32 protein-coding genes are annotated in these 26593 nt (G+C 43.9%); 16 read left to right on the top strand and 16 right to left on the bottom strand.

Annotated features, from left to right (window positions below):
• Positions 1–12 precede the first annotated feature (12 nt).
• The 11 genes from K9J17_04975 (at position 13) to K9J17_04925 (ending at position 10460) form a co-directional block, all read left to right on the top strand.
• A complete protein-coding gene (locus K9J17_04975; protein MCF8276069.1) occupies positions 13–1200 on the top strand; it encodes an NADH:ubiquinone reductase (Na(+)-transporting) subunit B in 1188 nt (395 codons plus the stop codon).
• A gap of 2 nt (positions 1201–1202) precedes the next feature.
• Complete coding sequence (gene nqrC / locus K9J17_04970; protein ID MCF8276068.1) at positions 1203–2081, top strand: NADH:ubiquinone reductase (Na(+)-transporting) subunit C; 879 nt, start codon at positions 1203–1205, stop codon at positions 2079–2081.
• Positions 2082–2109: 28 nt separating this feature from the next.
• A complete protein-coding gene (locus K9J17_04965) occupies positions 2110–2820 on the top strand; it encodes an NADH:ubiquinone reductase (Na(+)-transporting) subunit D (GenBank protein MCF8276067.1) in 711 nt (236 codons plus the stop codon).
• Positions 2821–2844: 24 nt separating this feature from the next.
• A complete protein-coding gene (nqrE, locus tag K9J17_04960; GenBank protein MCF8276066.1) occupies positions 2845–3459 on the top strand; it encodes an NADH:ubiquinone reductase (Na(+)-transporting) subunit E in 615 nt (204 codons plus the stop codon).
• 21 nt (positions 3460–3480) lie between these two features.
• A complete protein-coding gene (gene nqrF / locus K9J17_04955) occupies positions 3481–4797 on the top strand; it encodes an NADH:ubiquinone reductase (Na(+)-transporting) subunit F (GenBank protein ID MCF8276065.1) in 1317 nt (438 codons plus the stop codon).
• 93 nt (positions 4798–4890) lie between these two features.
• Positions 4891–5403 (top strand): C40 family peptidase, encoded by a 513-nt coding sequence (locus K9J17_04950; protein ID MCF8276064.1) that lies wholly within the window; start codon positions 4891–4893, stop codon positions 5401–5403.
• 105 nt (positions 5404–5508) lie between these two features.
• Positions 5509–5706 carry a hypothetical protein gene (locus tag K9J17_04945; protein MCF8276063.1) on the top strand — a complete coding sequence of 66 codons (198 nt, stop codon included), beginning with the start codon at positions 5509–5511 and terminating at the stop codon, positions 5704–5706.
• 158 nt (positions 5707–5864) lie between these two features.
• Positions 5865–7211 (top strand): vanadium-dependent haloperoxidase, encoded by a 1347-nt coding sequence (locus K9J17_04940; protein MCF8276062.1) that lies wholly within the window; start codon positions 5865–5867, stop codon positions 7209–7211.
• On the top strand, positions 7193–7612 hold the full coding sequence (locus tag K9J17_04935) for a hypothetical protein (protein ID MCF8276061.1): 420 nt from the start codon (positions 7193–7195) through the stop codon (positions 7610–7612). Before K9J17_04940 ends, K9J17_04935 begins: the two co-directional genes overlap by 19 nt.
• 37 nt (positions 7613–7649) lie before the next feature.
• Positions 7650–8639 carry an FAD:protein FMN transferase gene (locus tag K9J17_04930; GenBank protein MCF8276060.1) on the top strand — a complete coding sequence of 330 codons (990 nt, stop codon included), beginning with the start codon at positions 7650–7652 and terminating at the stop codon, positions 8637–8639.
• 36 nt (positions 8640–8675) lie between these two features.
• The gene (locus K9J17_04925; protein ID MCF8276059.1) at positions 8676–10460 is read left to right on the top strand and encodes a glycosyltransferase family 39 protein; all 1785 of its coding nucleotides are present in this window, start codon (positions 8676–8678) and stop codon (positions 10458–10460) included.
• On the opposite strand, the gene K9J17_04920 is transcribed toward K9J17_04925, so the two are convergent.
• The 10 genes from K9J17_04920 to thrS form a co-directional block, all read right to left on the bottom strand.
• On the bottom strand, positions 10457–10657 hold the full coding sequence (locus tag K9J17_04920) for a membrane or secreted protein (GenBank protein MCF8276058.1): 201 nt from the start codon (positions 10655–10657) through the stop codon (positions 10457–10459). The two genes, K9J17_04925 and K9J17_04920, sit on opposite strands and share 4 nt — an antisense overlap.
• 11 nt (positions 10658–10668) lie before the next feature.
• Positions 10669–11958 carry an adenylosuccinate synthase gene (locus K9J17_04915; protein ID MCF8276057.1) on the bottom strand — a complete coding sequence of 430 codons (1290 nt, stop codon included), beginning with the start codon at positions 11956–11958 and terminating at the stop codon, positions 10669–10671.
• A 19-nt stretch (positions 11959–11977) separates the two neighbouring features.
• Positions 11978–12313, bottom strand: coding sequence for an STAS domain-containing protein (locus tag K9J17_04910; GenBank protein MCF8276056.1), 336 nt, complete (start codon positions 12311–12313; stop codon positions 11978–11980).
• A gap of 6 nt (positions 12314–12319) precedes the next feature.
• Positions 12320–12805 (bottom strand): transcriptional repressor, encoded by a 486-nt coding sequence (locus K9J17_04905; GenBank protein ID MCF8276055.1) that lies wholly within the window; start codon positions 12803–12805, stop codon positions 12320–12322.
• A gap of 43 nt (positions 12806–12848) precedes the next feature.
• Positions 12849–13310, bottom strand: a complete 462-nt coding sequence (locus K9J17_04900; protein MCF8276054.1) for a T9SS type A sorting domain-containing protein — start codon at positions 13308–13310, stop codon at positions 12849–12851.
• Complete coding sequence (locus tag K9J17_04895; GenBank protein ID MCF8276053.1) at positions 13307–14704, bottom strand: hypothetical protein; 1398 nt, start codon at positions 14702–14704, stop codon at positions 13307–13309. The genes K9J17_04900 and K9J17_04895 overlap by 4 nt, the downstream gene beginning before the upstream one ends.
• A 63-nt stretch (positions 14705–14767) precedes the next feature.
• Positions 14768–15112, bottom strand: coding sequence for a 50S ribosomal protein L20 (gene rplT, locus K9J17_04890; GenBank protein MCF8276052.1), 345 nt, complete (start codon positions 15110–15112; stop codon positions 14768–14770).
• Between the two features lie 73 nt (positions 15113–15185).
• Entirely contained in the window at positions 15186–15380 is a 195-nt protein-coding gene (gene rpmI, locus K9J17_04885; GenBank protein ID MCF8276051.1) for a 50S ribosomal protein L35, read from the bottom strand.
• Between the two features lie 19 nt (positions 15381–15399).
• Positions 15400–15957, bottom strand: a complete 558-nt coding sequence (gene infC / locus K9J17_04880) for a translation initiation factor IF-3 (protein ID MCF8276050.1) — start codon at positions 15955–15957, stop codon at positions 15400–15402.
• 22 nt (positions 15958–15979) lie between these two features.
• Entirely contained in the window at positions 15980–17923 is a 1944-nt protein-coding gene (thrS, locus tag K9J17_04875; protein ID MCF8276049.1) for a threonine--tRNA ligase, read from the bottom strand.
• 238 nt (positions 17924–18161) lie between these two features.
• Between thrS and K9J17_04870 the strand changes: the two genes are divergently transcribed.
• Positions 18162–18653 carry a hypothetical protein gene (locus K9J17_04870; GenBank protein MCF8276048.1) on the top strand — a complete coding sequence of 164 codons (492 nt, stop codon included), beginning with the start codon at positions 18162–18164 and terminating at the stop codon, positions 18651–18653.
• Between the two features lie 290 nt (positions 18654–18943).
• On the opposite strand, the gene K9J17_04865 is transcribed toward K9J17_04870, so the two are convergent.
• The 6 genes from K9J17_04865 to K9J17_04840 all read right to left on the bottom strand — a co-directional run bounded on the left by K9J17_04865 (position 18944) and on the right by K9J17_04840 (position 23580).
• On the bottom strand, positions 18944–19123 hold the full coding sequence (locus K9J17_04865; GenBank protein MCF8276047.1) for a hypothetical protein: 180 nt from the start codon (positions 19121–19123) through the stop codon (positions 18944–18946).
• Between the two features lie 24 nt (positions 19124–19147).
• A complete protein-coding gene (locus K9J17_04860) occupies positions 19148–19519 on the bottom strand; it encodes a hypothetical protein (GenBank protein ID MCF8276046.1) in 372 nt (123 codons plus the stop codon).
• Positions 19519–20298, bottom strand: coding sequence for a hypothetical protein (locus K9J17_04855; protein MCF8276045.1), 780 nt, complete (start codon positions 20296–20298; stop codon positions 19519–19521). The genes K9J17_04860 and K9J17_04855 overlap by 1 nt, the downstream gene beginning before the upstream one ends.
• A 68-nt stretch (positions 20299–20366) precedes the next feature.
• The gene (locus K9J17_04850) at positions 20367–20984 is read right to left on the bottom strand and encodes a hypothetical protein (protein ID MCF8276044.1); all 618 of its coding nucleotides are present in this window, start codon (positions 20982–20984) and stop codon (positions 20367–20369) included.
• A gap of 17 nt (positions 20985–21001) precedes the next feature.
• The gene (locus K9J17_04845; protein ID MCF8276043.1) at positions 21002–21943 is read right to left on the bottom strand and encodes an endonuclease/exonuclease/phosphatase family protein; all 942 of its coding nucleotides are present in this window, start codon (positions 21941–21943) and stop codon (positions 21002–21004) included.
• 11 nt (positions 21944–21954) lie between these two features.
• A complete protein-coding gene (locus K9J17_04840; GenBank protein MCF8276042.1) occupies positions 21955–23580 on the bottom strand; it encodes an acyl-CoA carboxylase subunit beta in 1626 nt (541 codons plus the stop codon).
• Between the two features lie 189 nt (positions 23581–23769).
• Here K9J17_04840 and K9J17_04835 point away from each other — a divergent pair, with 189 nt between their 5' ends.
• From K9J17_04835 to K9J17_04820, 4 genes are all read left to right on the top strand, one after another.
• Positions 23770–24870, top strand: coding sequence for a glycosyltransferase family 4 protein (locus K9J17_04835; protein MCF8276041.1), 1101 nt, complete (start codon positions 23770–23772; stop codon positions 24868–24870).
• A gap of 54 nt (positions 24871–24924) precedes the next feature.
• Positions 24925–26007 carry a glycine cleavage system aminomethyltransferase GcvT gene (gene gcvT, locus K9J17_04830; GenBank protein ID MCF8276040.1) on the top strand — a complete coding sequence of 361 codons (1083 nt, stop codon included), beginning with the start codon at positions 24925–24927 and terminating at the stop codon, positions 26005–26007.
• 3 nt (positions 26008–26010) lie between these two features.
• Entirely contained in the window at positions 26011–26256 is a 246-nt protein-coding gene (locus K9J17_04825; GenBank protein MCF8276039.1) for a hypothetical protein, read from the top strand.
• A 26-nt stretch (positions 26257–26282) separates the two neighbouring features.
• A partial coding sequence (locus tag K9J17_04820; GenBank protein ID MCF8276038.1) for a 2-phosphosulfolactate phosphatase occupies positions 26283–26593 on the top strand: 311 nt, incomplete at its 3' end.

The following is a 26593-nucleotide window of genomic DNA, read 5'->3' as shown; positions in this document are numbered from 1 at the left end:
CGATAAGGCACGATGAAGTTTTTACACACAGCCTTCCAGAACATGAAAGCTCCTTTCGAGAAAGGGGGCAAGTTTGAGAAGTACAATAAGGTTCTTACTGCTATTGATGCGTTAGAGACCTTTGCGTTCACACCAGAAGAAGTAACACATACAGGAGCGCATATCCGCGATGGTATCGACCTGAAAAGAACCATGTCTGTAGTAATTATGGCCATGATTCCGTGTCTGCTTTTTGGTATGTACAACGCGGGTTATCAACATTATCGCGAGTTGGGCGAGTTGGCCACGGCCTCTTTCATGGATATGTTCACCATTGGATTGATCAAGGTTCTTCCATTGGTGGTTGTTTCCTACGGAGTAGGATTGGGCATTGAGTTCGCTTTTGCCATGTTTAAAGGACACTCGGTAGAAGAAGGATACTTGGTAACTGGTATGCTTATTCCGCTTATTGTGCCGATTGATATTCCATTGTGGATGCTGGCAGTTGCGGTTGCCTTTGCTGTAGTATTTGGCAAGGAGGTGTTTGGTGGAACAGGTATGAACATTCTGAATGTGGCTTTGACAGCACGTGCGTTCTTGTTCTTCGCCTATCCAACATTCATGTCTGGAGATAAGATCTGGATTCATGAAGGAATGACCAACGATGCTATTTCTGGAGCAACCATTTTGGGAGACCTTGCAGCCATGAAAGGTGGATTGGAAACGCTTCGGTTCTCGGCTCAGGATATGTTCCTAGGGTTTATTCCAGGTTCAGTAGGTGAAACTTCAACCTTGGCTGTACTGATTGGAGCAGCCATTCTTCTTTTTACCGGAATCGGAAGCTGGAGAATCATGCTTGCTGCTGTTCTTGGTGGAGCAACGATGGGAGCCATCTTCAATTTCTTCGGAGATATGGGAATAGGTGGTGGTTTGATGCAACTTCCTTTCTGGCAACACTTGATTGTTGGTGGTTTTGCATTCGGAGTTGTATTTATGGCAACAGACCCGGTAACGGCTGCTCAAACGAATAAAGGAAAATGGATCTACGGTTTCTTGATCGGCCTGTTGGCCATAATGATCCGTGTGTTCAATCCTGCATACCCAGAAGGAATCATGTTGGCGATACTCTTTATGAATGTGATGGCTCCACTTGTAGACCACTATGTGGTTCAGGGCAATATCAATAAGAGATTGAAACGACTTAACGTAAAAACTGCGTAATCATGGCGGTTGATGTAAATAGCAACAAGTACACATTCATTTTTGCAGCAGTGATGGTTATTATCGTTGCCACGCTTTTGGCGTTGGCATCTGAAAGCCTGAAGCCAATGCAAAACGAAAACGTGGCGAACGAGAAGCGTCAGAATATTCTGAGCAGTATTGGAATCAGTGTTCCTGCAAGCGAGGCAAAAGAAGCTTACGAGAAGTATCTTGTAGAAGCAGTTGTGTTGGATGCGAACGGAGCAGTGAAACAAACTGAATTGAATGCATTTGACATTGATGTTCTTAAAGATTACAAAGCGGGTCTTTCAAACATTTACAAAGCCAATTCGGGTGATGTGGATGCCATGAAAGCTGAGCTTTTGAAATTCGGTACGGATGGTGTCAATTATCCAATGTTCGTGTTGAATAAAGATGGTCAGGACGTATATGTTGTGCCTGTTGTAGGTACAGGTCTTTGGGGACCAATTTGGGGTTATGTGACCGTTGCAGGTGATGGAAAAACTGTTGTCGGAGCGGTATTCGATCACAAGAGCGAAACGCCAGGGCTGGGGGCAGAGATCGGTCAGGCATCTTTCCAAAAACCATTCGAAGGAAAGACCATCTTTGACGAAAATGGATCTTTCACAGGCATCAAAGTAATGAAAGGTGGAGCCAAAGGAGATGAGCATGGAGTAGATGCTATTTCTGGTGGAACCATTACCAGTAATGGTGTGAGTGAAATGTTGCTCCGAACATTGAAGATATACGAACCATATTTTCTTGGACTTCATAGCGCTGCTGAACCAGAAATGGTTGAGTTGCCTGTTGATTCTCTTGGAATGAGCATGGATTCGCTGAATGTAGAAGTTGGAGACAGCTTAGAACTGTCCGTTAATTGATCTGTTTTAAACTTAGACACACTTAATTATGAGTGAAGTAGCAGTAGCAGAAGTAGTAAAAGAGCCGTTATTCTCTAAGAAGAACAGGGCACTTATTTCCAATCCGCTGGATGACGATAATCCGATCACCGTTCAGGTATTGGGAATTTGTTCGGCACTTGCCATTACGGTTCAGGTAAAGCAAGCGTTGGTTATGACCTTGTCTGTAATGTTCGTAACGGCAGCAGGAAACGTAATTGTTTCTGCCATGAGGAATTACATTCCAAATCGTATTCGAATCATCGTTCAATTGGTGATTGTCGCGGCTTTGGTTATTCTGGTCGATCAGGTGTTGAAAGCTTTTGTGTACGACATCAGCAAGGCACTTTCTGTGTTTGTTGGTCTGATCATTACCAATTGTATTATCATGGGACGATTGGAAGCATTTGCGCTTGCCAACAAGCCTTGGCCAGCTTTCTTAGACGGAATCGGTAACGGTTTGGGTTATGGCGTTATTCTGATCACTGTTTCGGTTTTCCGTGAGTTGCTTGGTTCTGGTAAACTTTGGGGTTTTCCAGTATTCGGACACAAAGTAGGAGCGCTTCTTTCGGACGGAACATTGGCCACAGAAGCTTCTGGTCTGTACGCACTCGGATACGTGGATAATGGATTGATGATCTTGCCTCCAATGGCGTTGATCACCGTTGGTGCGCTTATCTGGATTCAGCGTTCAAGAAACACAAAACTCATAGAAGGATAGATTCCTAACCGACAGATTTAAGTCATGGAATACGTAAACATATTTGTAAAAGCCATCTTTATTGAGAACATGATCTTTGCCTATTTCTTGGGCATGTGTTCTTATTTGGCCGTTAGTAAAACGGTGAAAACAGGTGTTGGTCTTGGTGCCGCGGTCATCTTCGTTCTAGGCATCACGGTTCCTATCAACTACATGATGGAGAACTATGTGTTGAAAGAAGGAGCATTGTCTTGGCTGAGCCCAGAATTGGCCACTATGGACCTAAGCTTCTTAAGCTTCATCATGTTTATCGCAATTATCGCTGCCTTGGTTCAGTTGGTAGAGATGGCAGTTGAGAAATTTGCACCAGCACTTTATTCATCATTGGGAATCTTCTTGCCATTGATCGCAGTTAACTGCTCTATTCTTGGAGGGGCACTTTTCATGCAAGAGCGTCAGTACGCTAACGTTGGCCAGGCAACCGTATTCGGGCTTGGTTCTGGTGTTGGTTGGTTCTTGGCGATTGTTGCCATTGCAGCCATCAGAGAGAAAATACGTTATTCAAACGTTCCTGCACCATTGAGAGGTTTGGGAATCACTTTCATTATCACAGGGTTGATGGGCATTGCGTTCATGAGCTTTATGGGAATCGAACTTTAAAGAAGTAAACAGCTAACGAACATGGTTCTTCTAAGCACATCTACAGTCGTCACTATCAGTGTAATCGTATTCCTGATCGTGATTTTCCTCTTGGTCTCGCTTTTGCTTTTCGCAAAGGCCAAATTGGCACCGTCTGGGCCAGTTAAATTGATGATCAACGGAGAAAAGGAAATCGAAGTCGAATCTGGAGGAACCATTCTTGGAACTCTGGGAAGTAATAAGATCTTTCTTCCGTCTGCTTGCGGTGGAGGTGGAACTTGCGCCATGTGCAAATGTCAAGTGTTTGAGGGCGGTGGCGAGATACTTCCAACAGAAGCTCCTTATTTCTCACGAAAGCAGATTGCTGATCATTGGAGATTGGGTTGTCAAGTGAAGATCAAGCAGGATATGAAGATCGGTATCCCTGAAGAGATCTTTGGTATTAAAGAGTGGGTTGCTACGGTAAAATCCAATTACAACGTTGCTACTTACATCAAGGAATTCGTTGTAGAGCTTCCAGAAGACATGCATTACGAGGCTGGAGGTTACATTCAGATCAAGATACCGAAATGTGAGGTGAAATTCTCCGATATGGACATCACTGCACATCCAACGGATCACCCTGGAGAACCAAACAAATTTGAGTCAGATTGGAGTGAAGGACCATTTGCCATGCGCGGTCTGGTAATGAAAAATGATGAAGAAGTTGTTCGTGCTTACTCGATGGCTTCGTATCCTGCAGAAGGTCGAAACATTATGTTGAATGTTCGGGTTGCCGCGCCACCTTTTGATAGAGCCAATAACAAATGGGCAGACATCAATCCAGGTATCGCTTCTTCCTACATTTTCAATTTGAAGCCTGGCGATAAAGCAGTTATTTCTGGACCGTATGGAGAGTTTTTCATCAAGGAAACGAATGCCGAAATGCTTTATATCGGTGGTGGAGCTGGAATGGCGCCAATGCGTTCGCATATTTATCACTTGTTCCGCACCTTAGAGACAGGACGTAAGGTTTCTTACTGGTATGGAGGTCGTTCACGTGCTGAGCTTTTCTACATCCACTATTTCAGAGATATTGAAAAACGATTCCCGAACTTCAAGTTCTACATGGTATTGTCTGATGCAAAACCTGAGGACAATTGGGTAACCATGAAAGACATCCATGATACGGAAGGAGATGGTTTCGTTGGATTCGTTCACAATCAGGTGATTGAACAATACCTGAGCAAACACGATTCTCCAGAAGACATTGAGTTCTATTTCTGTGGTCCGCCAATGATGAACCAAGCGGTTCTGAAGATGTGTGATGATTGGGGCGTTCCGCCAGAGAATGTTTCGTTCGATGACTTTGGAGGGTAATTAACCCTTCTAATGCAACAATTTCGAAAGCCTTGGCAATGCGCCAAGGCTTTTTAAATTCACAACCATACCTATTATGACTAGCTTTGGGTTATGAGGTTCATCTATGTGATATTTTTATCGGTACTTTTTGTAAACGTTTTGCAGGCGCAGGAAAGCATTGAAGTATCGAATGATGCAAATGCACAAGTTGCAATTCAGCCTGATAGTTTGGTCACGTTTGCCAGTTCGCTGCTAGGTGTTCCGTATTGCTATGGCGGTAGTTCGCCATTGGGTTTTGATTGTAGTGGTTTTGTCAACTACGTTTTCGGTTACTTTGGAATGGAGCTTCCCCGGTCTTCTGTGGAAATGGCTGACATTGGCGTAGAAGTTCCGTTGGACAGTTGCCACAAAGGTGATATCATCTTGTTTGCCGGGTCTAACGCTAAAAAGCGGCCGGTTGGCCATGCTGGTATCGTTATCAGTGAAGCCAACGAACCATTGAAATTCATTCATAGTGCCACGAGCAACAAGATAGGAATCATCATTACGGCATTTGACGCGTTCGATTACTATAAAAGTCGCTTCGTAAAAGTGGTGAGAGTGGTTGCGAATACCCCAGAATGACTTGTTTTGAAGCTGAAATAAATATTTTACTCAGCAGCTTCTAAAATGTAAAAACAATCATTTCTCGATATAATTTTGCCCCGAATTTTAATCGTTAAATCGAAAATGAAAAAAACAATTTTGTTCGTTGCTGCAGTAGTAGCTTTGAACTTGGCAGCATGCACAAATGCAGCCACTGACAGTGCAAGCACTGCTGACACCACAGCAGTTGCACCAGTTGAAACCATTGAAGTCGAAGAAGTTGTTGAAACTTCTGTAGACTCTACCGCAGCGGAGGAAACTCCAGCTGAAGTAGCACACTAAGATCGGTCAGACAAAAAAGTAGACCCCTCAGCACATCATGTGCTGAGGGGTTTTTTATTTTCCAAACATTTGGTGGAAGCTTACGCGCTGGCGCAGGTTACAGGACAATTGATTGTTAAGTTTTATATTTGCTTAACCAATTTTAAAATACCATCCTAATGAAAAGAAAATCAATCACTTATCTAGTGCTTGTAGTTGCGCTTTTATCTGGCTGCGACAAATACGAGCGAGTAACTGATTCGCAAGCAACGGATCAATATTCAGGCGAATTCTTGCGGAAGTATTACGATCTGCAGTGTCAAATAACCAAAGAAACACCAGGATTCTTTCCTCCACAGGCAGCACGGGCTTTTGCCTACGTTGGTCTTGCAGCGTACGAGTCTGTGGCACCTGGAATCCAAAATGCTCAGAGTTTGGCTGGACAACTGAATGAGCTACCTGCAAGCGGATTTCCTCAGCCAGAAAAAGACGCAGCTTATAATTGGAGCATTGCTGCCAATGCCGCTGTGGCAGAAACGATGCGTAAGATGTTTGATGTGAATCTTTCTGATGACAATTTGGCGAAGATCAATCACATGGAAGAAATTAACTACAATCAGCGTTTCGCTGATTTTCCCTTACCAGTTGCAGAAAGGTCTGTAGCTTTTGGCAAGGCAGTGGCCGATGCGTTATACGCTTATTCCTTGACTGATGGCGGCCATCAATCTTATTTGGATGCTTTTCAACTTCCTTATGAATTGCCAGTGGCTGATAGCTGCTGGGTTCCAACTGGCGCTGTTGTTCATCCGATAAGTCCTAATTGGGGCAAATGCAGACCATTTATGGCAAATAATGTAACTGGTACTCAGCCACCTGCTCCTAAAGTGTTTTCAACTGATCCAGCGTCTGATTTTTATGCAGAAGCCATGCAGGTTTACGATCAGGTAGCGAATAACACACCTGAACAGATTGAGATAGCAAAATTTTGGGCGGATGATCCGTTCAATACTTGCACCCCTGCCGGACATACCTTCAATATCTTGTCTCAATTGCTCGAAGAGAGTAATGCATCGCTTGCTAAATGCGCTGTTGGTTATGCCAAACTTGGAATTGCTGAGAATGACGCTTTCATTTCGTGTTGGGAGAGTAAATATGTTTATGATCTGATTCGCCCGATCTCTTATTTGAGGCAATACGTTGATCCAAACTTCAATACAGTAATAGGAACGCCTCCGTTCCCAGCTTATTCGTCTGGCCATTCGTGCGAGATAGGTGTAGGTGAACGTGTATTTACCGAGATGTTTACGAATGGAGATGGTAATTATCAACTGTCTGATCGAACAGGACTTCAGTATGGATTCGGCATTCGTCACTTCTCGAATTTTGCTGATATGGCAGAAGAATGTGCAAGTTCTAGGTTCTACGGAGGAATTCACTATCCGATGGACAACATCCAAGGCTTAATTAGTGGCCGCACAATTGGTGATAACGTAATAAATCAACTGTCATGGCCGGAAGTAAACTGATTACAAGTGCCTTGCTTGTAGGAATGGCATTGCTCAGTGCGTGCTCGACCAAACAGGTAGAAGAGCAAAGCATGAATGATTCGGTTAGTATGATGGCCGATTTGCATTGCGAAGCAGTTACTCTCAGAAAGGCCCGATTTGAGCTTGCGGACCGAATGCGGTTTATGCAAGACACAATTATGCTAACTGGAACAACGGACAGTGCAAAGGCCGTTCTGGAAGCAACGCTTGCTGATCTGGAGCCATATAAAGACAGTATTGTTAAGCGAAGTTTAGATCTCTCAAAGGTTATTAAAGCCAATTTGGATTCATTGATTGAACACAAGTTCATGGAACCGAATGAACGGGAAGCGTTCGATTCACTTCTCACATCCGAATTGGCTAAAAGAGCTTGTCAATGACCACGTGGTTTTAGCATAGTCTTTTACTTTTGAGGCCATGCGAAAACTTTATTATGTGCTGATTGCGTTGGTGCTTTCCTCGTGTTCGAATGTGGTTAGGAAAGAAGCTGCAGGTTTTACACAAGGCACCACGTATTCCGTTATCTATTTCAATAATGGACAAGATCTGCAGTATCAGGTAGATAGTCTGTTGCTTGCCTTTGATCGTGCCCTGTCCACTTATCAGGAGTCGAGTTACATAAGTAAATGGAATAGAAACGAGGTCAATTCGATTTCTCAACCTCAATTATTCAAGAATGTGGTGAAACGGTCGATTGAAGTGAATGCTCAAACCGATGGCGCTTTTGATATCACTGTTTCGCCATTGATGAAATACTGGTTCAGTAATGATTGGAATTCGGCCAAGATAGATTCAACTGTTGTCGATAGCATCATGAATTCTGTTGGAATGAAGTGGGTGGAATTGAAGGGGGAAGATTATCTGAAAACGAAACCTGAAGTGCAGTTGGATGTGAATGCGATTGCTCAAGGATATTCGGTTGATGTGCTCGCTCATTATCTTGAAAGCCTTGGCATTTTCAATTATTTGGTTGAAATAGGAGGAGAGGTGCGTGCTTCAGGAACAAAACCAAACGCTGAGGCTTGGACCGTTGGAATTGACCGACCGACAGGCGAAAATCTGGAACACGAAATAGCAATGACGATAGAGTTGAATAATCGTTCATTGGCCACTTCTGGTAACTATCGGAAATTCGTAGAGATCAATGGTCAGAAATTGGGTCATTCTTTAGATCCCATCACTGGTTTCCCTGCTACAACGGATGTGTTAAGTGCCACTGTCATTGCGAAGGATTGCATGAGCGCAGATGCTTTTGCAACCGCCTGCATGGTAATGGGTTTCGAAAGAGCGAAAACGTTGATTGAGTCGAATGGAGACTTGGACGCGATACTTATCTATTCAGACACGAAAGGCGTACATCATTGGAATTCCGCTCAAATCAGTTCTTACTTGAGTGAAACGCCCTAAAGGATGACTTTTTTTAGCTCTATAAAACATGGTTACGTGCTGCTGGCCCTTGTGGTGCTCGCCCTCGCTTTTCACTCCTTAAATCTTCAGAATGCATCGTACGAATTGGATGAGGCGGTTCATATTTGGCATGCGCAGAAATCGTATGCCCAAGTCGTAGAGCAAGCTTCCAACGACCCGAATCCACCTATCTACAATTTGATCATTTCCACTTGGGTCAAAGTGTTTGGTGTAAGTGAATTCAGCACTCGCTTTTTTAGCGTGCTGATGGGCGCTTTGGGAGTGGCCGTCATGTTTCTTCTAGGATCGAGGAATTTTGGATTGAGCGTTGGGATTATGGCTGCATTGTTCTACTGCTTTTCACCTATTCAATTTCGGTTTACGCATTTGGCCAGGCCATATTCCATGCTCATGGTAAGCGTGATGCTTTCCTATGGTTTGCTGCTGGAGATTTTGAAAAGCCCAACGAAATGGAGGCTTTTCTGGTACTATTTCTTCACCACATTGATGATCTACGTTCATCCTACATCGGTGTTCAACCTTGTTGCGCAAGGCTTCATTGTGATCTATAATAGACACACGGACTTCAGAGAAATGGTCAAGCTTTTTCTGCCAATGTTCGCTGCGGCTGCCACTTTTGGAATCTGGGTGCTTTCCATACCTTACTTTGAGCGAGATGATGCCATGTGGTTTGGTCCACCCGATTGGCAAGCCATTTATTACGTGATAAAAGTGTTTTTCGGAAGTACGGAACTCGTTCTTGCGCAAATCTTATTACTGATTATTCTGGTAATTGTAGCCATACGAAAGCGCCCGATTCAATTCAATAAGGATTTGGTATTTGTACTCCTGTGGGGAGTTGTGCCTTTCGTAGCAAGCATCGCCTTTTCACATGTGATAAAGCCGATTTTTCAGGATAAGTACATTCTTTCAGTTCAGCCCGCAGTGATGTTGCTGCTGGCGCTTAGTATTGATCGGTTAGGTCATAGAGCAATGCGTTCGGTGGCACTAGCGAGTGTTGTGCTTCTCTTCGCGCTGCAAATTGACATCACTCCTAATGCTGAAGACGATTGGAAGCGTGCTGTCGAATATGTTAATCCGTTACATACCGAGAATAGCATGATTCTGATTGATCCGTGGTATGAATTCAGAACCTTTGCTTTCTACTTTAATAGACACGGATTTGAGGTTCCAGACAGTACCCAGTGGTATATCAATAGCAAAAGGGTTTTCACGAGTTGGAATGATGTGTATGACACCATAAATAAGATTCCTAGAACGGATGTGGTTCATCTAATGCTATCCCATCAGGGATATGTTAATCCTGAAGTGCCAACAGATGTTATAGAGTCAGTTGCTACTCTAATTGGGCAAAAAGAGTTTCCTGGCGTTACGGTACGTAGCTATTCTTTTACCGCTAAGTTGGATACCGTCTTATCTGTGCGAAAGGATTTTGCGGAAATGACTGACGGTGTGAGCATCATTACTTCTGATGATGAGTTTAGCGAGACGATTGCTGTACCGCTGAGTTCAATGAGTCCAGGTCGAATTTTGAATGTTACGGTATCAGTTGACGTTCGAGCAAAGTCTGATCTTAGTGGCGTTTCGCTGGTACTATCTGTGGAGAAGGATGGGGAATCTTCCTTTTACAAAACCATTGATCTAGCAAGGTTGGATATTCCGATTGGCGAAACCCGTTCAATTTCAGAACGCACTGCTGTGATGGAATTTCAGACACATCAGATAATTAAGGTCTATCTGTGGAATTCCAAAGGCAAAACTTTCGAAATCGACAACTTAGCGGTAACGGTAGAGAATTAAGCCGCTTCGTTCGGTTTTTGGCATTGTTCCTCTGGCATAGCACCACAGAAACTACAGGCTTCTCCATCTTTGTTTAGAAACGGGCTATTGCTCGCGCATGTGCCAGAGAATTTACCGTCTTTCTTAAGCAACAGCTTAACGCCAATTCCTGCGAATCCAACGCCAAGCAAAAGGATTGATGCAATTACTATAGCCATTTCTGTAAATTTTAAAGGGATGCTACTGAAGTAACGTCTTGAAAAAGAGTTTGTTCTCTATCTGGCCCAACGGACACTACAGATATTGCCACGCCTGTTTCTTTTTCAATGAATGAAATGTAATCGCGCAGTTGAACAGGAAGTTCATCACCTTTTTTCAACTTGGTCAAATCGGTTTTCCAACCTTTCATATCAACATAGATAGGCTCAACTTCTTCCGTAATATCAAACGGCATTTGGTCGGTGATCTGTCCGTTTATCTTGTAATGCGTACAGATTTTGATGGTGTCGAAAGTGTCCATCACATCTGTTTTCATCATGTTCAGTTCAGATACACCGTTGATCATGATGGCATATTTCAACGCTGGAATATCCAACCAACCGCAACGTCTTCTTCTTCCAGTTGTTGATCCATATTCATTACCGATTGAACAAAGAAGGTCGCCCGTTTCGTCAAATAGTTCTGTTGGAAATGGGCCTGATCCAACGCGTGTGCAATAAGCTTTGAAAATTCCGATAACGTTACCGATCTTGTTTGGCGCCACGCCTAATCCCGTACAAGCACCGGCACAAACCGTGTTTGATGAGGTGACAAAAGGATAAGAGCCGAAATCGATATCAAGCAACGAACCTTGCGCACCTTCAGCTAGAATTGATTTCCCTGCTTTGAGCTGATCGTTAAGGAAATGCTCGCTGTCTATCAGCTCAAAACGTTTCAGTGTTTCCAAACTCGCAAACCATTCATCTTCCATTTCGGCAGAAACACCTTCAACCTGATAATGTCCTAAGATCTGCTCGTGCTTCTCTTTCAAGAAATTGTATTTCTCTTTGAAATTCTCAAGTAGCACATCTCCAACGCGAAGTCCGTTTCTACCGGTCTTGTCCATATACGTTGGGCCAATGCCTTTAAGCGTACTTCCGATCTTACTCTTGCCTTTTGCCGCTTCAGAAGCTGCATCTAACAAGCGGTGAGAAGGCAGGATAAGATGTGCCTTCTTCGAGATTTTCAGCGTTGAAGAAGTATCAACATTTCGGGCATCCAGTTTGTCTATTTCCTTCTTGAAAATGATAGGGTCTATCACAACTCCGTTTCCAACCACATTGATGGCGTTTTTTCGGAAAATCCCCGAAGGAATGGTGTGCAAAACATGTTTTATACCTTCGAATTCCAATGTGTGACCAGCATTTGGCCCACCCTGAAAACGGGCAATCACGTCATATTCTGGCGTTAGTACATCAACAATTTTCCCCTTTCCCTCGTCACCCCACTGGAGTCCTAAGAGCACGTCCACTTTCTTCAATGCAGTTGTTCTTTCTGAGTTAGAAATTTTCGGTTGCCTCTGCTACCGAATTGTAAATTTTGAATATCGAATCAAGTCTGGTCATAACCATCAGCTTCTTCACTTTTGGAGAAATTCCTCCAATAACCAATTCTCCACCCGAATTACGGGCAGATGTGAACATTCCGATCAGCAGATTAAGCCCTGTGCTGTTCACATATTCGAGGTTTTCTAAGGCGATCAAATATTTTTTGTTGCCGTTTTCAATCAACGATTCAAATTCAGGTATAAGACCTTCAGCTTGATTTTTTTCAATAAGTCGTCCAGAAAGCGAAATGAGTTTCACGCCTGGAAGGTCGGTTATGGTGTATTCCATTGTAGTCTATGAGTTGTTCATTCGGTCGCATTTGCCACCGTTGGCCAGCTTTTTACAGCTGCCATAAAAGTTTAAAGAATGGTTTGTAATTCGGAATTCAAGGATTTCTCCTGCCATGTTCTGAATCTGTTGAATGCGTGGATCACAGAATTCAAACACCTTTCCGCATTCTTGGCAAATAAGATGATCATGCTGACCGTACTTATAAGACCGTTCGAAATGGGCGATGTTCTTACCAAACTGATGTTTTGTGACCAGTTTGCAATCAAGCAACAATTCTATCGTGTTGTAAAGCGTAGCTCTACTTACACGGTAATTCTTGTCCTTCATTTGTCCGTAAAGCGATTCAATATCAAAATGACCATCGCTGGAATACACTTCGCTTAGAATAGCAAACCGTTCCGGTGTTTTACGATGACCGTGCTCCCCCAAATAGTTGGAGAAGATTTCTTTGACGTTCTCGAAGAGCTCTGTTTCTGGTTCAGAAAGCATTGTTCCGATTAAGGTCTAAAAGTACTTATTCAGATGGTTTTAGCTATAGATCCCACTTGATGAATTTTGAGAATTTGGTAACACCATTAGACTCTACCATAATGATGTATAAACCTTTGTCAAATCCGTAGATGGGAAGCGAAAGTGTTTCCTGTGAAACCAATGGGAGAAACTGGTAATAGAATACCGTTCCGTTCTTATCGAAGATGTAAAGATTCACATCGCTCTCATATTTGGTAACGACTGTTGCATAAAGCCAATAGGTGCAGGGATTCGGATAAATGTCTAGTGCAACTTGTTCGCAGGGCCTATCGGTATATTGAAGAACGGTAGCGAAATCGGCATAGCATGCATTTCGGTACGTAACGCCATCACAACCGCAAACCGGAACAAAATCTGGATAGCAAGGCGGTTGAAGGTTCGGAAAATTGAGCGTGTCAATACACTGCGCATTTGCCCCAATCGAGAAAGACAGGAAAACGAAAAATGTGACGAGTAATCTCATTGCGATGAAGTTACAGTGTCTTCGAGCACAAACTGGTGGCAATTATCAAAATATAACCCCAAATGCTTGTTAGTAAAATGAACGGTATCAGAACTGATTTCGGCAGATGTCAACCAACCCGAATCGGGAAGAGGCGAAAGCTTCATTAAATCGCCATTGCATTCACTGTCTTGGATGCGATCCATCCTTGCATCCACAGCTTCGGCATATTGGTCTGTAATGTTGATCTGATGATATCCCATCATACACTGATATCCAAGTGCAATAATCTGGGTAATGATGGCGAAATGAAAAAGTTTTCCGTTCAATTTTATGTACAACCACGTTCCGAGTTGGTAGGCGAACACGACAGCAACAACCAGAACGATGACTGAAATAGGAAGCCAAGCACGATGCGGTCCCATATTGCCCGTTGAAAATGCAAGTGCGAAAGCAATGGAAAAGATGGTCAGGTCTGCTAAGGCCCACAGTTTTCTGCTCGTAAACAGCAATTCTTGTATTGCGATCAATTGAAAACGAAGTTGCCTTCGTCCGAAAAAAGCAAATGGAACTATTGTAATTACAACAAATGGAAGTGTTAGAGGAATTTCCATCAGGCTGAATTTAAAGTAGTTCCAAAATCCGATCATCACCTTTTCTCCAAGAGTGAATTGTGGTAGATGCTCGAGCCGAACCATAGTGCCAGAACCGGCAATGTCGGTACCAAAACCGACAAGGCAAGCAATTGTAGCTATGTGCAAAGCAGCTCTATCGACTCGTATTAAGTAATGCTTTTGATGCGTGATGAACCCCAAATAAAATAAGCCGATAATTGTTGCGATTGCCACTGTTTCGCTTGCGCCTCCAGCGTACAAAAAGAGCAATGCTACGAGAGGCAAACGCAACGCTGTTGCCCATTTTTGAATGATAAAGGAACCGCCAAGCAATGCAGAAAAAGTTCCCCACAAGTACATTGGATTCACAGTGATCCAAAACCACGTATCATCTTTTGAGAATGAGCTATAGAATAATCCGCTCAGAAGATAGATTGGGAGCAGTGCCTTTTGAAATTTTGTGAATGGTAAAGAAAGCTGGTTGATAATGGTCGAAACAAATGACCAGATGGCTACATATCCGAATACCAGCGAGCACAAGTGATAAACGAACAACCCAAGATTGGAATGAAGATTTTTTAGAACGAAGTTGGTGATCAATGTAGCTGACCATCGAGGATTCCAATGCTTGTAGTAGAACAGCATTGAATCCCAAACTCCAAGTTCTTTGGTTTTGATGAGGTAATGAAAATCATCGGCAGCCAAGCGATAATTTGAACTGATAATGGAGTAAATGAGAACGAACAAGACCGCGTTCATCGCCATCATCAGGTAAACCAGCCGTTCTTGCTTGTTGGTCATGAGGTAAAAATAAAAAGGGCTGAACCTTTCGGAACAGCCCTTTATGATTGCTTCAAAAGAAGCTTATTTCAATTGGTCTACAACTGCTTTGAAAGCTTCTGGCTCATTCATCGCAAGATCAGCAAGAACCTTTCTGTTGATGTCAATTTCTGATGCATTCAATTTACCCATGAATACAGAATAAGACATTCCGTACTGACGAGCTCCTGCGTTGATACGTTGAATCCAAAGTTTTCTGAATTCACGTTTACGGACTCTTCGGTCTCTGTACTGGTAAACCAGTGCTTTCTCAACCGCGTTTTTGGCAACGGTCCAAACATTTTTTCTTCTTCCGAAGAAGCCTTTGGCTCTTTTCAGAACTTTTTTTCGCCTTGCCCTTGCGGCTACAGCATTTACTGATCTTGGCATTTTGTTTTTGTTTTGGCGTTAAGCGCTCCTTTCACGGAAACTTGTGTGGCTTAAAACCGGGTTAAACTTTGAATTAGATGTTAAGCATGTGCTTCACGTTGCTCATGTCTGCATCGCTCACCAATGTAGAATGCGTCAGATTTCTCTTCTGCTTTGTAGTCTTCTTGGTAAGAATGTGACTTTTGAACGCGTGCTTCCGCTTGATTTTTCCAGTTCCCGTCAGTTTGAAACGTTTCTTGGCGCTGGAGTTTGTCTTAACCTTTGGCATGACGTCTATTATTGATTAACTATTTACTTTTTGATCCTTTTTTAGGAGCGAGGATGATGAACATCTTCTTTCCTTCCATTTTTGGAAGCATTTCCACTTTTGCAAGGTCTTCCAACTCGTTGGCAAACTTCAGCAAGAGTATCTCCCCTTGGTCTTTATACACAATTGATCGGCCTCTGAAAAACACAAATGCACGAACCTTTGCTCCTTGTTCCATAAACTGACGCGCATGTTTGAGTTTGAAGTCAAAATCATGGTCGTCCGTATTTGGACCGAATCTGATCTCCTTCACCACAATCTTTGTGGCTTTGGATTTCATCTCCTTTTGTTTCTTTTTCTGCTCGAATAAAAACTTTTTGTAGTCGAGTATCTTGCACACAGGAGGTTCTGCGTTCGGAGATATCTCCACTAGGTCTAGCCCTTGTTCATCCGCCAATTCCAAGGCTTTTCGAATAGGATAGACTCCAGGTTCTATTCCTTCCCCTACCAATCGCACCTCAGGTGCATCAATTCTTCCATTGATCTTGTGGGGATCTTCGTGTCTTACGACTCTCCTCGGTTTTGCTGGTCTTCTAATGGTCTATTTATTTAGTTAATATTCAATCTACCCGAAGGTCATTTTCAATTTCACTGTTGATCATCTTGGCAAAATCTTCAATACTGAATGTGCCGATGTCTCCCTCTCCTTGTTTCCTTACTGATAATTGACCTGAGTTTACTTCTTGTTCTCCCAGAATTAACATGTAAGGAATCTTCATCAATTCCGTATCACGGATCTTTTTCCCTATTTTCTCATTGCGCTCGTCAACGAGGCCGCGAATTTCGTAATTCTTAAGCAATCTTGAAAGCTTTTTCGCTTCGTCATTGAATTTCTCTGAAATAGGCAGAATTGCAACTTGATCGGGGGTCAACCAAAGCGGAAATTTGCCCGCACAGTGCTCTAAAAGCACCGCCACAAAACGTTCCATACTGCCAAAAGGCGCGCGGTGGATCATTACGGGCGTGTGTTTTGCGTTGTCGCTGCCCACATATTCGAGCTCAAATCTTTCGGGCAAATTATAATCTACCTGAACGGTTCCCAACTGCCAGCTTCTACCCAAGGCATCCTTCACCATAAAGTCGAGTTTCGGACCGTAGAATGCAGCTTCGCCATATTCCGTTACGGTTTTGATATCGCGCACGGCAACGGCCTCAATGATGGCAGCTTCGGCTTTGGCCCAATTCTCATCAGAGCCAATGTATTTCTCCTTATTGTCAGGGTCACGGAGGGAAATCTGTGCTGTGAAGTCATCGAATTTCAACGCTTTTAATACGTAGAGCACAAGGTCAACCACCTTTACGAACTCCTCTTTCACCTGATCAGGTCTGCAGAATATATGCGCATCATCTTGCGTAAAGCCACGCACACGGGTCAAGCCATGCAACTCTCCACTTTGCTCATAACGGTAAACGGTTCCGAACTCAGCCAATCGAACTGGAAGGTCTTTATAAGACCGTGGTTTGAACTTGTATATCTCGCAGTGATGCGGACAGTTCATCGGTTTTAGAAGGAATTCTTCTCCTTCGTGTGGTGTATTGATCGGTTGGAAACTGTCTTTGCCATACTTGGCATAGTGGCCAGAAGTGACGTATAGCTCCTTCGAACCTATATGAGGAGTGATCACCATTTCGTAACCAGCCTCCACTTGTTGCTTCTGTAAAAATGCTTCCAATCGTTTGCGTAGATCGGCTCCTTTTGGTAGCCAAAGCGGCAATCCTTGTCCTACTTTTTGTGAAAAGGTGAACAGTTCGAGTTCTTTTCCAAGCTTTCGGTGGTCGCGTTTTTTTGCTTCTTCCAGCATCACCAAGTATTCCTTTAGCTCTTTGTCTTTGGGGAAAGAAATACCGTAAACACGGGTCAATTGCTTGTTGTGCTCATCGCCTCGCCAGTAGGCTCCGGCAACGTTCATGATCTTTACTGCCTTGATGAAACCTGTGTTCGGTAAATGTCCACCACGACACAGGTCGGTAAAGTCTGAATGGTCGCAGAAAGTGATCTCGCCATCTTTTAGGTTTTCAATCAGTTCTACTTTGAACTCATTGCCTGCATCTTTATAGAATTTGAGCGCATCGGCCTTTGAAACCGATTTCATTTTGAATTCCGCTTTTTGCCGAGCGAAATCCATGAATGTGTCTTCAATTTTCTTGAAGTCTCCATCGGTGATCACTTGTCCTTCTGGAAGATCGACATCGTAATAGAAACCACTTTCGATGGCTGGACCAATGGTCAATTTCACGCCTGGATAAAGGTGTTCCAATGCTTGCGCCAACACGTGGGCAGAGGAGTGCCAGAATGTTTCTTTCCCAGCTTTATCGTTCCATGTGTAGAGTACCAGCTTTGAATCTTCCGTAATAGGTGTGGCGGTTTCTACCTTGGTTCCGTTTACGCTTGCCGAAATAACGTTTCGAGCAAGTCCTTCGCTGATGCTCATGGCCACATCCATTGGAGTAACGCCACTTTCGTACTTCTTCTGTGCTCCGTCTGGGAGAGTAATGGTGATCATCTAGATTATGCTGAAATTGATTTGGAGCGCAAAGATAGAATTGAGTAGCAAGCTGCAAGTCACAAGTCGTAAGTTTAGATGTTGCCAGAGAGAGCAGGCTTCTTTTGGTGATTGCAATAAAGCCCAATCTGTTACATGTCGCTGGTCGCTAGTCGCCAAAAAAGGTCGTTGGTCGATATAATGAAACGGAAAATTAATTCGTACCGTTAATATAAGCATAACACAAAAAAGCACGGTCATGGATTTTCTCACTCGCATCATCACCAAATTTTACTCTCAGGTATTTATTCTGATGTTTTTGTTCATCGGATTTGGGGCATCTGCTCAGAATAACGGAAAATTAACCTTGAAAGGCGAGATCCTTTGCGATAAGAAGGATAAGAAAGTGATGAGCTCGGTGACTGTTTACAGGTATTACCACCTTTCGAAAAGTGTGGAGTTGATGGAGCAGCAAATGATTCCAAGAAATGGCAGCTTCAGCGTGAATGTGGAGTTTGACAAGGATTACATCATTGATGTGGCTTCGAACACGGGCGTACACAAACGGGTGCATCTGAACACGGAAGTGATGAAGGGCTACAAGTACGACAATCAGAAGTATGAATTTGCGGTAGATGTGCAGAAAGGCAATACCGATAAACCGGAAGAAGTGGCTTGGATATACTACGACCCATCGAAGAACGATTTTGACTTCACCAACCAAATGCCAATGGCTTTTGAAGGAAGGTAGAAGCTGATTGAAACCTCAGGAACTGAAAACCCTTTCGCTGTAGCGGAAGGGTTTTTTTATTGTAGTGGTTTTTCCTGAGCTCTTTCCTTTTTTACTTGACATCAGTATTGAGGGTCTGAAATTTGTGCTCTTAAATCTGAAGAATGTCATGGGAGGTCAAAAGATTGAGACCAAAGGGCATAATTTTCAGACCATAGGTTTCAGTGTGCATGCCTATTATCTGAATCTTTTGACCTAAAGGCTGAAGTTTATGACCGAATGGCAAAGCCTTCAGCCTTTTAATACCCAATTTATGATTGGGGAGCACTGTCATCGGTTGAACGACTTCCCCCAACTGTAAAGAACTGCCCGAGCTCCTCGACTTTGGTATCGAAACCAAGACCTTGTGAAGTGCAATCCTTGTATTTAGCGTAATCGTAATCGTTCAGTCTGCGTGCTTCGGCACGGCTGTAGTGAATGCGATAAGACAATTATGGCTCAGTAGATGTCAGCGGCTAGTGCTTCCGATGGCTCTTCCATAGCAGATATGCCAAGAACACCAGCACAAACTGAATAGACAGACGGATGTAAGCCGCGGTGTGGTTGCCTATGGCTGGGTTGTCGCGGAACACATCTGCAATATGCAAGGGCAGAAATGCGACCATTAGAAATAGAATGGTAAGCGATGCTTTTCCTTGAAGACTCGGTACAAACATGGCGATGCCGATCAGTATCTCTACCAGTCCAGAAGCATAAATAATGGCGGTAACCACCGATTCTGGGAGAATAGGAGAAAGGAATGGTTCGTAGGTAGCAGGTAGTGCGAAATGAACTGCTCCAGCTGTTATCATCAGCAGTCCGAATATGATGGTGCCTATTTTTTTCATTACGAATCCTTTAGTTTGGCAAGCATAATATTGGCTTTGCGATGAAAGTCACGGTCTTCTAAGAGGTATTCAGCTTCCGGTTGCATGGCAAGCGCTTTTTTCAGAAACGGAATGGCTTCTTTGTCTTTTCCATTCTCCACCAGCGCTTCGGCATGAAAGTAATTGTTGCCGATGTCGTTCGGGTATCGGGTCACCACATCCTTGGTCATTTGCAGTCCCAGTTCGTCATCTGGCCAACTCATTATGAATGGAATTTTTGGAGCCATCAAGTTTAGAACGGCCAATGCTCGTTCGCCAATGGCATTTCTGAACTCCGGATCGAGTTTGATCAAGGTCTCAATTTCTTCCTTCACCTTGTCGGCAATTCCTTCTTTGGCAGCTTTAAAAATGCCTAATCGTTCTCCCCACAGACCAAATCCAGTCAGGTTTTCAAAACGGACTTCTTTGTTCGTTGGGTATTTGACCACAAATGCAGCCCCTATGTTTTTTGCCTTTTCGAAGATGTCGCGTTTTTCAGCATTGTCTTCCAGCACAAACCGACCTTTGAAAATGTAGCTGCGCATCAAGTAAATGCCCGATTCCAGTTCGTGGTCTTTCTCGGCCAATGCCTTTTCAAAATAAAAGATGGCTTTCGAAATAGGTTCTGAAGCAGCATTTACGCCCTGCGAGCCTGCTGCACGTTGGTTATACCAGCGCATGCCTTCATCGAAGTTTCCTTGCGCCAATAGCGCAGAAACAGCTAGAAGATTGGCGATGATGAAAAGGATGGTAGTTTTCATTTCTCGGAAATCTGATGTACGCAATGGTTTACCTCTATTCGCACTCAGAGTTATGGTTGTTTGTCGATCTAATACTCAGCTTCCGTTGCGATAAGCTCGTTCAGTAATTCGAGATACATTTTCATCGATTGCTCGCTGTGGCTTGACGGGTCAATGACGAATGCTTCGTGTAGTTCTGGGTATGGTTCGAGCAAACGCTGCAACGTAAATGGAGTGTACGGATAGAGTCTTCCATTTTCCAGACTGTAGACGTAATGTTTAGAAGCATCTCTGTCAAGACGGTCGTTTTCCTGAGGTGTCCACCCAGAACTTCCCCAAAATTGCTGAACCGGATCCCACACAGTGTATTTCTGCGGACGGCCTACAAAAACATTAAGCGGTTTCGGGTCCGGAATTCGAACAAATCCATCTACGATTCCGAGTGGTCTGAGATTGAGATAAAGTTCTTCTCCGTTGTAAAAGATGAAGTGTTCTTTCGTCAAGGAGACACTCCTAATAATCCTGACCCGTTCGGGAATGAACTTGTCCTTCATCGGTTTCGCACTGAATTCTAAGGTGTCTGTTGGAATTTGATTCTTGAATTGCTGAAACGAAGCATAAGCACCCGGTTTCCATTTTTGCTGAGCTGCAACCTTTGTTGATTGAACTATGATACTGGCGAGAATGATCAGAAAAAGTCGTCTCATGTGAAACGAAAATACAACTACTTGAATCGAATCTGCGCCTCTACTGCAAAGTGGTCGCTCAGATCCTTTCGGTGTTTAGACCATTTCCATTGTGGCATCCGAACGTATCGGTTGATGGAGGCATTGACGCCATTCGCACCGTAGAAGATGAAGTCGATAACGCCCTGTTTCTTTTTGTCGCCCCGCTGAATCTTGATATCATTGATGTAGCTGTCGCTACTGAATTGCTGCTCGCTGAGGATGGGTCCGTCCTCCATATCTAGAATTCGGACCAACTGGTTGTACCACGTAGTATCTTGGAATTTCTTGGTGTTGAAATCGCCAGCTGCAATTTGCGGAACGCCTTCTTTTCTGAACTGAGTAAATAACGAGCCAAGTTCTTTGTACTGACCGACCTTTTCTTCCTTGGAACCACCAGCTTCGAGATGCGTTCCAAGTATCTGGAAAGTCTGTCCGTGGAAATCTCCTTCAGCCAAAAGTGCGCCTTTTCGCGACCAGCAATCAATTCCTTCGCAGTATTCGAAATCGAGTTCAGCCAGTTGTGTCAACGGAATCTTACTCACTATCCAAATTCCACTATTCGTCTTTAGCGAATACCAGCGTCTATTGGCTGGACCTAAGATGTAAGGAAAGTTCTCCTTCATTCTGCGTTGGATCTTCCTTCTGGCTGCACCGTGAAATGCTTCCTGAAAAACGATGATGTCGAAATCGGAATCCTTGAAAAGATTGCCAATCCGTTTTGCCCTTCGTTGCTTGCCAGTGAACTTGGCCAATGGCGGCAACATGTGAATGTTGTAGGAAAGAACCTTCAACGGAGGATGATTCACATCCGAATTGAGTTCAGACGGTGTGGTGTTCAGCGTTTGTCCGAAAGCAGTGAAAACCGAAAAATGAAAAACGAAAAGGAAGACGAGGATCTTCTCGATGGTTTTAAGAACTGGTCGCTGGTCGCTTTTCACTTATCGCTTTTTCAAGTTTGAATGACGCCAACGTTGAATTTCTCAACGGGCGCGTGCTCTGCAGCTTCAATTCCCATGCTTAGCCACTTACGCGTATCGCGCGGATCGATGATGGCATCAACCCATAATCTGGCTGCTGCATAATAAGGAGAAGTTTGTTCTTCGTAGCCTTTCGTGATCCTATCCAGCAATTCCTTTTCTACCTCAGGAGTAATTTCTTCTCCCTTTGCTTTCAGTGTGCTTGTTTGAATCTGCAACAACACTTTGGCCGCCTGCGCACCGCCCATTACGGCAATGTTTGCAGTTGGCCACGCTACTATCAAGCGAGGATCGTAAGCTTTTCCGCACATGGCGTAATTCCCAGCGCCATAGCTGTTGCCAACCACCACGGTGAATTTCGGAACCGTACTGTTCGAAACGGCATTCACCATTTTGGCGCCATCTTTAATGATGCCTCCTTGTTCAGACCGCGAACCGACCATGAAACCGGTCACATCATGAAGGAAAACCAACGGGATTTTCTTCTGATTGCAGTTCATTACGAATTGTGCGGCTTTGTCGGCACTGTCTGAATAAATGACACCACCGAATTGCATTTCGCCCTTGGCACTTTTTACAATTTTCCGCTGATTGGCAACAATACCAACCGCCCAACCGTCAATTCTCGCATAGCAAGTGAGAATGGTTTTGCCGTAATCCTTTTTGTATTCGTCAAACTCAGATCCATCTACCAAACGGCCAATGATCTCGCGCATGTCGTATTCCTTGGTTCTCAACTCAGGAAGAACTCCCAGAAGTTCTTTCGGGTCTTTCTTAGGCGCAACTGGTTCCGTTCTGCTGAATCCAGCTTTTTCGTAAGAACCGACCTTGTCAATGAGGCTGCGGATGGTTTTCAGCGCATCGGCATCGTCTTTGGCCTTGTAATCGGTCACGCCAGAAATTTCGCAATGTGTGGTGGCACCACCTAAGGTTTCGTTGTCGATGTTCTCTCCTATGGCCGCTTTCACCAAGTATGATCCCGCAAGGAAAATAGTACCTGTTTTATCTACAATGAGTGCTTCATCGCTCATGATTGGAAGGTAAGCACCACCAGCAACACAACTTCCCATAATGGCCGATATCTGGGTAATTCCCATGCTGCTCATTTTGGCATTATTGCGGAAGATCCTTCCGAAATGTTCCTTGTCTGCAAAGATCTCGTTCTGCATTGGAAGGAATACTCCAGCGCTATCTACCAGATAAATAATCGGTAGGCGGTTTTCCATCGCAATTTCTTGCGCACGGAGATTCTTCTTTCCCGTAATCGGGAACCACGCTCCGGCCTTCACTGTTGCATCGTTGGCAACAATAATGCACTGCTTACCACTTACATATCCGATCACCACAACCACGCCACCGCCAGGACATCCACCTTGCTCTTCGTACATTTCGTAGCCAGCAAAAGCACCCATTTCAATGGTGTCTGTTCCTGGATCGATCAATGCTTGTACACGTTCACGGGCGGTCATTTTGCCTTTTTCGTGTTCCTTGTCAATTCGTTTTTGACCACCGCCCAGGTAAATCTGTTCCAGTCTGTTCTCCATTTTAGAGATCAACTGCTTCATCACATCCTCGTTCCTGTTGAATTCAATATCCATGCGCTCTTTTTTTCGAGCGTCAAATATAGCGTTATGCCTTATGGCTAGCCGATCACGTAAGTCTTAAATTCATTGCTAGAATGCGAATCAATTCCTAAGTCGTCAATAAATTACCACTTGGTATCAATCAGAATTTGACTTCAGATAGCTGTAAAGCGATCAACGGTATTCTATTTTTGTACGGTTCGTATGAATCAAGCCGCCAAACGTATTCTATTCGTTGTGCCTTACCCGTTGGGGATTGCTCCCAGTCAGCGATTCAGATTCGAGCAGTATTTCGAAGTCTTAGTTTCCAATGGATTTCAATATGAAGTGCAGCCCTTCTTAGATGAAAGTGCCATGCATTTTCTATACGATGAAGGAAATTTCTTTCAGAAGGTCTGGCGAGTCAAATTGGGTTTGCTGAAGCGAATGTTTTTAATGACGCGTCTTGGTCAATTTGATTTCGTATTCATTCATCGCGAAGCAGCCGCTATCGGACCGCCCATTTTTGAGTGGTTCATCGCCAAGGTTTTCCGCAAGAAGATCATTTTCGATTTTGACGATGCCATTTGGCTCAAGAACACTTCGAGCACCAATTCCATCATTACGCTTTTCAAACGCTATCGCAACGCGAACAACACCTGCAAATGGGCGCATAAAGTGAGTTGTGGAAACGATTATTTGGCCGATCATGCACGGCAGTTCAATAAGAATGTCGTAGTCAATCCTACAACCATCGACACGGAGCATCTTCACAACCGCGTAAAGCAATACAGAAGCGAGAAGATCACCATTGGTTGGACAGGCACTCACTCTACCATCAAATACTTGGATGCACTTGTCCCGATTTTGAAGAAATTGGAACAGGAGTTTGATTTTAACTTTTTGGTCATTGCCGACCGCAGACCGGATTTTGATTTGAAAAGCCTGCAATTCGTTGCTTGGAACAAGCAATCGGAAATTGATGACCTCTTGAAAATGGATGTGGGTGTCATGCCGCTTGAAAATGATAAATGGGCCAGTGGGAAATGCGGTTTCAAAGCCTTGCAATACATGGCGTTGGGTATTCCGGCCATTGTATCGCCTGTTGGCGTCAATACGAAGATTGTCGACCATGGAACAAACGGTTGGATATGCCAATCGCCAGAAGAATGGGAGCAAGCTCTTCGCCTTATCCTTGAAAAACAACTTGAATTGAAAGATTTTTCCGTTGCTGCCAGAACCAAAATAGAGGCGCATTATTCGGTCAAGTCCAACACACCCAATTTTCTACATTTGTTCGCCAATCCTGAACAGGAAAAAGTATAAACGAAAAAGGATAAAACGTAATAGCTCATGTCTGAAACTTCTGAATTGACCGAATTGAAAAGCACCGCGCTTTCGCAGAAACACATTGAATTGGGAGCCAAGATGGTTCCGTTTGCGGGCTACAACATGCCGCTACAATACGAAGGCCTGACAGTAGAGCATTTGGCGGTTCGTAGCGGAGTCGGTGTGTTTGACGTTTCTCACATGGGCGAGTTCATCGTTCGTGGCGAAGGCGCTTTTGAATTGGTTCAGAAAGTAACTTCCAATGATGTATCTGTTTTGGTGGATGGCAAGATCCAATATTCATGTCTACCGAACGAAACGGGTGGAATTGTGGATGACCTTTTGGTTTATCGAATTGACGAGAAAACCTACATGTTGGTAGTGAATGCTTCCAATATTGATAAAGATTGGGCGCATATTTCTAAGTACAATACAGAAGGTGTGGAGATGATCAACATCTCTGAGAAGACCACACTTTTGGCCGTTCAAGGCCCGAAAGCTGCAGAGGCTTTGCAGTCGCTCACTGATATCAACCTTTCAGAAATGACCTATTACACATTTAAGAAAGGGACGTTTGCAGGAGTGGAAAATGTGCTAATAAGCGCGACCGGTTATACGGGCGCAGGTGGTTTCGAAATCTATTTCGAGAACGAATACGCAGATAAAATGTGGAATGCAGTGTTTGCTGCTGGTGCTGATCAAGGCATCCGACCAATTGGTTTGGCCGCTCGCGACACGCTCCGTCTGGAAATGGGTTTCTGTTTGTACGGAAACGACATTGACGATACCACTTCGCCTATCGAAGCTGGATTGGGTTGGGTTACCAAATTCACCAGCGATTTTACCAATTCCGCAGCGCTTTTGAAGCAAAAGGAAGAAGGCGTTTCTAAGAAATTGGTTGGTTTTGAAATGATCGATCGCGGCATTCCTCGTCATGATTATCTAATTGTGGATGCTGACGGAAACGAGATCGGAAAAGTGACTTCAGGAACACAGTCGCCAAGTTTGCAAAAAGCCCTTGGTCTTGGATACGTAAAAACGGAATTCTCCAAACTTGGAACAGACATTTACATCCTCATCCGCGATAAGAAGATCAAGGCTCAAGTTGTACGTCCACCGTTTTACAAAGCCTAAGATTTGCTGCTCTTCAAAGTTCAGGACACATTTCGTGTAGAAGGAAAAGGCCTCTTGCTTTCGGGCAGCGGCAAACCGAATTTGAAGGGCGTTGATTTTAGATCTGATCTGAAGTTGGTTCTTCCCAACAAAACGGAACTGTTTACTTCCGTTGTTGGCATCAACTGGCAGAATGGAGACCTCATCGTTTCCGACATCGACAAATTGGACGTTCCCAACGGTACAGAAGTCTGGCTCCTCGAACCTTGAACTTTTGAACATTAAACATTGAACTTTTGAACTCCGTAGAAGTCTGTTTTTCACCACCCTTGTTTGAGCAGTTTGCAAAGCCTAATTGCATTGTGGTTGTGGTAGATATTTTTCGCGCCACATCCGCCATTGTCACAGCATTTCATCATGGCGCCAAGTCCTTTATTCCTGTTTCTACCATCGAGGAGGCCAGAGAATTGGGCGAACAAGGGTTTCTTGCTGGGGGCGAACGGAATGGAGAAGTGGTGGAAGGTTTTGAATTCGGAAACAGTCCATTCTCCTATATGAATGAGAATATACGTGGGCGCGAAATTGCTTTGACAACCACCAACGGAAC

The sequence above is a fragment of the Flavobacteriales bacterium genome (assembly GCA_021739695.1).
In the GTDB taxonomy this organism is placed as follows: domain Bacteria; phylum Bacteroidota; class Bacteroidia; order UBA10329; family UBA10329; genus UBA10329.
This window is presented reverse-complemented; position numbering and strand designations above follow the sequence as displayed.